This window comes from Sphingobacterium sp. UBA5670 (genome assembly GCF_002420705.1).
Taxonomy (GTDB): domain Bacteria; phylum Bacteroidota; class Bacteroidia; order Sphingobacteriales; family Sphingobacteriaceae; genus Sphingobacterium.
The window spans coordinates 196,663-205,972 of record NZ_DIIM01000001.1; the positions used below are offsets into that span (position 1 = coordinate 196,663).

Genomic DNA, 9,310 nt, shown 5'->3' on the forward strand with positions numbered 1-9,310 from the left:
GTTATTTTTTGTAATCAGTTATACCTCAAATATCAGTCAATCCTCAAGGTTAGACCGTGTATTTTTTGGTCTTTTTAGCGGTAAAAAATGGTTTTTAGACCCATAAAACATCTCATATGAATCAAAACAGCATCATTGGCCCATCCACTCAAATCTTACTGTACCGAAATTATCAGGCTTATTTTTACTTGCCGCTGAGATCTCCCCCACCAATTTTCCACCGGCACTTCTTTTAATTTGTATGCGACGCCAGGAATAAGCACCTTTCTCATAGTCGAAACTCACACCATCATCATCATACAGGTTATATACCCCATCCTTTTCACCATAATGTCGAATGATCAGATCTACTTTTTCGCCGCTTGCCGGAACATGGAGCCTTGCTGCTGTCATCGGGATGATCCCGCCATCTTTAACATATACAGGCATCCGATCATCTTCGGGTTTAGCAACGATTTCCTCCCCGTTACCGACATAACGTCCTGAATAGAAATCGTACCAGTTGCCCTTAGGCAAAAGCACTTTCCGGGAGGACTCATCCGTAAATAATGGAGCAACCAAAAGATACTCGCCACACATGTATTGATCTTTCACTTCCTTATTTACCGCTTCCAGATAAGGATTCGTTTCGAGATCCTGATTGCCCAAAGTCGAATTTGTATGCCCCTGGAACCCATCTTCGAGTGCCATGGCCCGGAAAGGCGGTGTTCCTTCAAAATGGTATTTTGCAAATTCACTATACAGATAAGGCACCAATTCCATCCGCAATTGCGCATAGTATTTCACTTTGTCGGCCACTTCGGGAAAAGACCAGGGTTTGGTCCCACTGGACCAAGCGTTAATCATTGCCATCGGTGAAAACACGACCGTTTGAAAACGGCGCAGCCACTCCTCTCCAGTTTTGGAACCCCTAACCTCCGGCGTCCATAGCACACCGCAAAAACCACTATTGACCAATGCTGTAATAAAATCCTGATGGCTGTAATAGTCGTTGTAAATAACATAAGGCATATTGTTGGCTCCGGCATTGGATGCCCGTACAAGTCCAAAAGTTCGCTTATTCTGCTGACGGTATAGACTGTCGGTCAATCTTTGGGCAAGCACGCCATAAGTCTGTCGCATCTGTACGCCACTGATTCCTGAAGGAAATTTGGCCATATCTGGCCATAGGTAGTAGTCGTAACCATCGACCTCGTCAATCTTATAGCCACTGATTCCAATATTGATCTGCGAACGTTTCAATTGTTCTGCAACAATACGTTTTGCATCTGGGTGATACAGATCCGGAACGGTTCCGTTCCACACGGTATGAGATCCTGTAAAAGGTTCAATTGACTTGCTGATGGGAGCATCGGGCGAAACATAGGGGTTTGTCCAGAGGTTTAGACGGACACCTTTATCGGCCAATGTTTTGACCAAAGCTGCCGGATCTGGAAAACGTCCAGCATCCCATTCGAATGAACAGGGATAAGCTTTGGACTGCCAGCCCGGTTCAAGTCCGATAAAATCGAGCGGAAAACCATGTTCTTCAAATTCGGCAGCCTCTTTGATGACTTCATCTGCTGTATAAAGCTTTTGCACACGCTGTGTAAAACCAAGTCCCCATTTTGGCGGCAATGTGCCACCGCCGCAAAAGAGATTATAGCGTTTGATGGCATCAAGCGGGTTGATACCTGCGAACACATAAATTTCGGCACCTGCTGTGGGTACATATACCTCCACAGCATCCGAGTAAGGACGAGAATTCCAGCTTTTATCGGTATTACGATCTTTTACTTCTGCTGGAACCTTGGCATCTTTACGTACCCCTGTACCAACATAATAGGTTAAATATTGCGCTGAATTGATCAATACACCATAACTTCTGGAAGAAACATAGAATGGAACCGGTGCATGAGTGCGCCCATTATCTTTGCCGCCATAATGGTCGACATGCAGGTTAAGAATCTTGCCCCGTTGATGTACCGTCTGAAAATTGAGCCCCAGTCCGTAGATCTGTTCATTCTTTTGCAATGGGAATCGCAGGTAAGTTTTACCATCAATCAGTTCGGCATGCACCTCCATCTTGGGTAAGGGAAAATCAACAGACTGCAGTCGTTCGAGCGTTGCCGCCTGGGGCTTTGCTCCGGCTGCGCCGAGCAAAGTATATGTATCGGGCTTGCCAAATACTGCTTTCCATACACCAGGGTATTGTTCCTGAAAGCGTAGGCTTTGTGCAGGCACTTTTAAGGTGAGCAATACCAGCAAAATTGTCCATAATCTTCTCATAATTGGCTTATTTCTTTAACAAAGCATACACACACCAGAGTACAGGAGCCTGACCGTGCATATCCCCTGTTTTCTGTTGCCGATCGAGGTAGTACTGGTAATCATTTTTTCGGTTGGTACCTTCACAGACGTTGCTGATATCGCCATCTTTATTGATGTAGCCCGTCAAAGCAATCCATGCCTTGCGTGCGATCGGGGTATATTCCTTAGCATCGAGCCAACCATTTTTGATGCCCATGATAATCGCATAGGTAAACATAGCAGAACCCGAAGTTTCCACCCAAGATTCAGGTTCATCAATCAATTGACCCCATAGGCCATCTGGCCGCTGATACTTCTTTAGGCTTGTGATCATTTTTTGGTAAGCAGCCAATATTTTGGGCAGATTGGGGTTATTGTGCTGCAATGAAGAGAGCAATTCGCTCATGCCTGCTGCCATCCAGCCATTGCCCCGCCCCCAGAAGAAGGGTGCATCAGGGGCATGATAAAAAAGACCATTTTCTTTTTGAATGGTATCGAGGTAGACGGCCATCTCATGTGCTGCCCGGTCGATATACTGCGGATTACCCGTCACCTGAAAAGCTTTGGACTGAATCATGGTAATCATATACATATCGTCAATCCAGTAGCGGGTCTGCCAGGTAAGTCCTTTATCGAGAAATTTCTGGTAGCTGTCTTTTACAACTTGGGGAGAGTCAATCGGAATCGTCCATTGTGCGTTAGCAAAACGCATTCCCATCGTATAAAACTCTTTGTTTTTTGTTTGCTGATAGAGTTCCAGCGGCACTGTTCCAAAGACACAAAAATCTACATGCCAAGGTCGCGGGACCAAGTGTTTTTCGGTATCAAAAAGTGGCATAAACCGATGCGTCAATTGCTCCAGTAATTTTTTGTTGTCGCTCACTTCGGTATACTTCAATGCCCCATACCAGGTACAGACTTCGGGATAAGTAATTGATTTTGGGGGAGCTGGAGGTTTGAAACTGTTATGGGGACTTGCTACGAAGCGTTGCGCCACCAAATCACCTATTAATTGGGGGTCAGCCTGCGCTGGCCAATTAACCAAGTCCATGCTTTGTGCGAAAGTACAAAGAGACATGCAGACACCAATACCCACGAGTATGGACATACAGAACTTCTTCATCATCAGACGGGTTTACAATTTAGTTATAAACCAAATATCTGAGGGACGACCTGTTTTGAGGGGGTAGATTTTGTTCTTTTAGGTGGAGAAATTGGTAATTATAACAGAAAAGGTCAAGATATAATCTTGACCTTTTCTGTTATCTCCTATACTATCTTGATATATACTATCTCATTAAATAAAGGTCATAGCTTGGATAAACTATTACTTGATGTTCGTCCTGAGATACAGTAGTTCCCCATTCTAATACAGATGAATTAGTATATGTTCCCAAATCATAGGATTGAACCCCTGTGGGAATGGTTATATTTAATTGCTGAACAAGCGAATTATTGTGAAAAAGTGCTCCACGAAGAACAAATGGAGAAGTAGGGTAATATGGAGTTGTACCAGTCTGGTCTTTATAGAATTTTGCTTCATATTTAACATCATAATCATTATAATCACAACAAGAACTATAAGATGATCTATCGTCTAGAATAATTGTGCTCAAAGCAACATAAAAGGACGGGGCTTTTAACGGGTAAAGTGTTTTGAGAGCCAAAATATCATTTTGAGTAAACGGCCTATCTACGCCATTAACACAAGCTAACATAAAGGAATTATACTCGGGAATCGTAGGAGTTCCTGGTATATGTACAGCTCCATCAGTTCCAGCCCCTTCATTTGGATTTACATCAGTTTCAGCGCCACAACTAAACACACGATTCATATAATCGGTATGTCTTAAGCCTATACAATGACCAATTTCATGTGCTAATGTTGAAGCAATATCATACCTTATTGTATTATTATTATAGTAGTTGGTATTGACCAAAATACTATTATACGGAGCTCCTGATGATTGTGGAAATCCAGCTTTCATAAGGTACTTTTTCGGTGTGCTATTATCTGCCGGAGTAATTCTTATTGAGGCAACATTTGCATTTTGAACCCGAATAAATTTTAGCGCAATGTCTAGATTATTATAACGAGTGATAGCCTGGTCTAACCCACTTCCAAGAACGCTATTTAATGAGGGATCTAAATAGAGAGAAATTGTTTTTGTATAAGAATTGTGATCAATGAAACTAACAATAATTGTAGAACGATATTGTGATTTTTTACCTCCACCTGCTTTTGCAGAATTCAATGAAGCATAAGTACTCAAATCATGTAACTTCACGACTTCAAGTAATTTTCTATTTGAATGAAAATCGATATCCTCTTTAGAGAGAAAAATATCATTTTCAACTATAAAACCACCATCCTCCTCATAAAAACCCTGCGATAAATCGAAACCCAGTGCTTTAAGTTTTTCAATATAAACATCATTTTGTGATATTTCAATCGAAGTAACATCAGCCTTATTACATGAATGTAATAGTAGAAAGATCCATACGAATGGAATGCATAAAATTCTTTTCATAAAATATAGTCAATTAATTATACACCAAGATAATAAAACCAAGAAAAATATCAATAAACAAATCGTTAATTAATCAAAAACACTTTTCTATTTATGAAAAAAATTAACAAAACAAACTCGGCTTAGGTATAACTGAATGGTCTATCGAATTTTTTATTCAAGTAAAATGGATTGCGATACTCTCTAAAATACTGACTATTATTAAATAAAAAAGCCGATCAAATCGATCGGCTTTTCAAGTTTTTAATGTAGTTAGCCTATCATTAATTGAAGATATAGCGAATACCTAACTGCATTTGGTATCTGGAATCAATGCCTGTATTATTTCTAAAAGTCTGCTCTTTAAGATTTTGGCTAACAGTATAAGTAGGTTTATTGTTAGCCACACCCTGATATTGCATAAAGTTGGTAATATTAGGTGTTTTAGTAACACCCCATTTGCTGCTCAATAAGTTACCTACATTTATAATATCAAATGAAACTTGCAACCTGTGATTGTCTTTCGTTTTTAATACTTTAGACAATTCTTGCATAATCCGAATATCAAAACGGTTCATCCATGGATATTCAGCACCATTTCTTTCTGCATATTGGCCTCTTCTTGTGCTTAAATATTTATCTTGGTTAATATATGCATCAAGTCTTGCCCATTGTGCATCTGCAGTTTCAAGAACTTTCGTTTTATCCTTAGAATCCACAATATCAACTAAAGCGATATCTGCACGATCTTTAGGTACATACATTAAAACATTTGAAAAACGTCCACTTCCATTTAGGATATCTCCACTAACTGTATAGTTGAATCGTGTCGCACCGAAGTTATCTCCATATGGTCTACCTTCATACACTAAACCTATTCTTGTAGGTAATTGTGGCGTGATGTTGAAATTGATATTTACTGCTGCAATTATTCTATTTCTAACCATAAAGCTTGAATAAGCTAAAACTGGTGAATTTGGATTGCTTACAATAGCGTTACCGGTGTAAGCAGAGTTTGCTTGAGAACCAGGATTTGAAGTAATATCTTTAGCGCTGCTATAGGTATAAGCTACCATCGCATCACCATATTTTCCAAAACGTTTTTCCAACTGCGCAGTAAGACTATATGCATTTCCTTTAGAAGTATTATCTAAAACAATGGCACGTGTAATGGATGAATTGATCTGTCTTGCATTACCAGAGGCTAACCAATACGCTCTTGTGTCTCCTGTCCCCGAAAAGGTTCCTTTTGGATCTGACAAGTTTGCATCTCTATGGTAAACCTCATTAATCGATTTCGTATAAATCCCCTCCAAGGTAGCTTTCATATCCCATGGTAAGCTATATTCAACAGCGAGATTAGATCTCCAAATTTGAGGCATTTTGAAATCTCTCGAAGTCACGTCGATTTCATAAGTTGCCGGATTCTTACGATCAGTAGGCAAGTATGCATTAGGATCTGGATTAAATGGTCTATTTACTGGTCCATCTTTAATATTTTCTAGAATGTTTCCATACGTCATACCAGTTTGACCGGCTTGGTTAGTTAACCATACACCCGGTACCCCTCCTGTGAAAATCCCTGTTCCACCACGTAAGATAAATGATCTATCTTGTCTGATATCCCAATCAAATCCTACCCTTGGTGAAACCAATACTCTAGCTTTTGGTAAACGGGATACATCCAATTTTTCACCATTCGCGAAAGTCATATCAAGCACTTTTTCATTAGTGACGATATCCGTTGTGTATACAGGAATATCAGCTCTCACTCCGTAACTCAATTTGAAGTTTGGTTTTACAAACCACTCATCTTGTGCATAAAGTGCTATTGGCATCATACTGAAATCAGCTGAAGGCCTTTCATTCCCCGCAACGACAGAATAAGTTAATTGATATTGCGAAGGTTGAATGGTTTTGTCACCTTTGGCAGCAGCTATAAAATCGTCCATATTTTTATAACGGAACTGACCACTTACAAACTGAGCAAAAGAATTACTAAATTTTTGATAGTTCAATGACCCACCAAAGGTGAATGTATGTGCGCCGGCAAAAATATTGAAGTTATCAGTGACACTGAATAAATTTTGATTCAATTTGTTTAATCCAGAAAATGGCTCCTGTCCAAATGAAATGTAGTTTGACCCACTTCCGTTTTCAATATCAACAGTCGGAAAAGCAGTTCCTAGAGGATCTCTAAAATCTCTAAATGCCGAATAAACAACTTGAATCTGATTTGCGTACTTACTATTGAAAGTGGAGTTTAACTCCGCAGTAATGGAATTGATATTGTTGTTTTGACGATAGCGTAGATTGGAGAAAATCATCGAGGTGGTACTTGGTCCACGCCCTCTATTACTATTGGATCCACTTGGATTAATATCTCTATAAGAATCTAGGTGATTATAACGAAGAGTAAACTTATGTTTCTCGTTAATATTCCAGTCGATTTTAGCTGTAATATTATTCGCTTTTTGATCATTGTTAAATCCTTCGTAAACGCCCGGATCGTAGCCAAAGTTATCGATCAGGGTTTTCTTCACTAAATCTAAATCAGAGGCTTTAACAATTGACTCATTTGCAGCACCAGTACCACGGTTAGCAAGAATATTAGAACCAGGAGTTGTGCGCTTAGTTGTCTCGCCATTTAAGAAAAAGAATAATTTATTCTTAATGATTGGACCACCAACGCTAAATCCAAGCTGATTATTTTTATATGATTCTGTTTTTGGTAATTTTTCACCGTCAACTTTATAGCCTTGAAGATCTTGATTTTTAAAATACCAATAAGCAGATCCTGTTACAGTGTTTGTACCGCTTTTGGTAATTGCATTAACTCCAGCTCCAGTAAAACCACCTTGTTTTACATCATAAGGAGAAAGGTTGATCTGAATTGCTTCAATTGCATCCAATGAAAACGGTTGAGCACCAGTTTGACCTCCAGGAAGAGATGATAATCCAAATGCATTGTTCATTTGAGCACCATCCAAAGTTAATGAGTTAAATAAACTATTTCTTCCAGCAAATGAGAAACCATCTCCTTGTGAGTTCGCCTGGGGATTTAATTTCGTTAAATCTGTGATACTTCTGGAAATAGCAGGCATTTCCTCAATTTTCTTTCTACCTACAATAGTTGAAACACCAGTTTTGGTTGCACCTCTGCGAGCCGTAACCGTAACTTCTTCCAAAGTTGTATTTTTATCCGCAAATACAGGATTTAATACAAATGGCTGTCCCAATTGCAAGTAGACATCATTATAGATAATAGGGTCTTGTCCAACATAGGTTACTTCAATTTTGTAAGGCCCACCTACACGCATATTGGCTAAGTTGAACCGACCAGCAGCATTTGCCGAACCTGTATAGACGGTTCCTGACGGCACGTGTGTAGCCTTAATCGTAGCACCCGAAGTTAGACTGCCGTTTGCTTCTTTTACAATACCTGTAACGCTACTTGTCGTAACCTGAGCTTGTACAGCACCATAACTAGCCATAACGAGAGCGAAAAAGAGTAAAGATCTTTTCATATAATGTGATTTGTTAAAAAATGTTAAGCAAAATTACTAAGAGATTTCATATTACAAAGGACTTAATATAAACTTAACACACTAAACCACACATACTTCATGAAATACAGAAGAAATTTACTACATTAACGTATAATTTATCAGCAAAAAAAACGTTGTAACATGTTTTAAACCAGCATTACACTCCGCATTGACTGAGCAAAAATAATTTTCCACATCAAATCCGCGAAATTCTTTTGTAACAACATTCTTCCAACCGGAATTTAAGTTTTTAAAAAAAATTAGCTAATTTCCTGTCAATCGAGAATTTTATTAAACAACTCAGTTTTTTGTAGCATTTGAGCTACCGTAAGCCTAATCTTATCAAAAAATCTAAACGATTGTTGTTGCTTAATGGTTTCTTTAAAAACTTGTTTCAAAAGCCGAGAACTTTTCAGAAATTCGCACACCTAATAATTTATGCTTCATGGAAGACGGTATTCAAAATTCTTCTTTTCAAGAACCCGCAGACATTAAACTATCTCCTGCAGGGCTTTCATTCTTGGCTTCAGCAGCCAAGTGGGCCAATTTTTTGGCCATTGTCTGTTTTATATTCATCGGAATCTCCGCCATAACCATGGTCAGCTTAATCTTCGGAGCCAGTGCACTGTCACTCGGTGCCGACGAATATGTAACGGCAGGGGCTCTCTCCACATTTGGCGTACTCTATCTGCTGTTTCTTGCTTTCTTCTGCCTCCCAATTTATTTCCTCTATAATTTTGGATCAAAAGCGAAAAAAGCAATCGAGAACCGCGACAGTATTCAATTGGAACTGTGCTTAGATGCGCTCAAAAAACACTATAAATTTATTGGTATCATGGTTATTATCACCATTGCATTTAACTGTATGGGCTTGATATTTGGAGTTATACTTGGTATCAGTGACGCCATAGCTGGCGTATAATACAGCCATAAATAAGGCGCAAAGAAAAAGAGTCGTCTGCC

Annotated in this window: 5 protein-coding genes; 1 reads left to right on the plus strand and 4 read right to left on the minus strand. The window is 39.3% G+C overall.

The window, feature by feature from the left end; translation table 11 throughout:
• Nucleotides 1-132 precede the first annotated feature (132 nt).
• The 4 genes from B3C94_RS00750 to B3C94_RS00765 form a co-directional block, all read right to left on the minus strand.
• The gene (locus B3C94_RS00750) at nucleotides 133-2,268 is read right to left on the minus strand and encodes a TIM-barrel domain-containing protein (protein WP_293897481.1); all 2,136 of its coding nucleotides are present in this window, start codon (nucleotides 2,266-2,268) and stop codon (nucleotides 133-135) included.
• Between the two features lie 7 nt (nucleotides 2,269-2,275).
• Nucleotides 2,276-3,415 carry a glycoside hydrolase family 88/105 protein gene (locus tag B3C94_RS00755; RefSeq protein WP_293897483.1) on the minus strand — a complete coding sequence of 380 codons (1,140 nt, stop codon included), beginning with the start codon at nucleotides 3,413-3,415 and terminating at the stop codon, nucleotides 2,276-2,278.
• A gap of 163 nt (nucleotides 3,416-3,578) precedes the next feature.
• Complete coding sequence (locus B3C94_RS00760; RefSeq protein ID WP_293897485.1) at nucleotides 3,579-4,820, minus strand: M57 family metalloprotease; 1,242 nt, start codon at nucleotides 4,818-4,820, stop codon at nucleotides 3,579-3,581.
• Nucleotides 4,821-5,083: 263 nt separating this feature from the next.
• Nucleotides 5,084-8,326, minus strand: a complete 3,243-nt coding sequence (locus B3C94_RS00765) for a TonB-dependent receptor (protein WP_293897487.1) — start codon at nucleotides 8,324-8,326, stop codon at nucleotides 5,084-5,086.
• Between the two features lie 466 nt (nucleotides 8,327-8,792).
• Between B3C94_RS00765 and B3C94_RS00770 the strand changes: the two genes are divergently transcribed.
• The gene (locus tag B3C94_RS00770) at nucleotides 8,793-9,269 is read left to right on the plus strand and encodes a hypothetical protein (protein ID WP_293897489.1); all 477 of its coding nucleotides are present in this window, start codon (nucleotides 8,793-8,795) and stop codon (nucleotides 9,267-9,269) included.
• Nucleotides 9,270-9,310 lie beyond the last annotated feature (41 nt).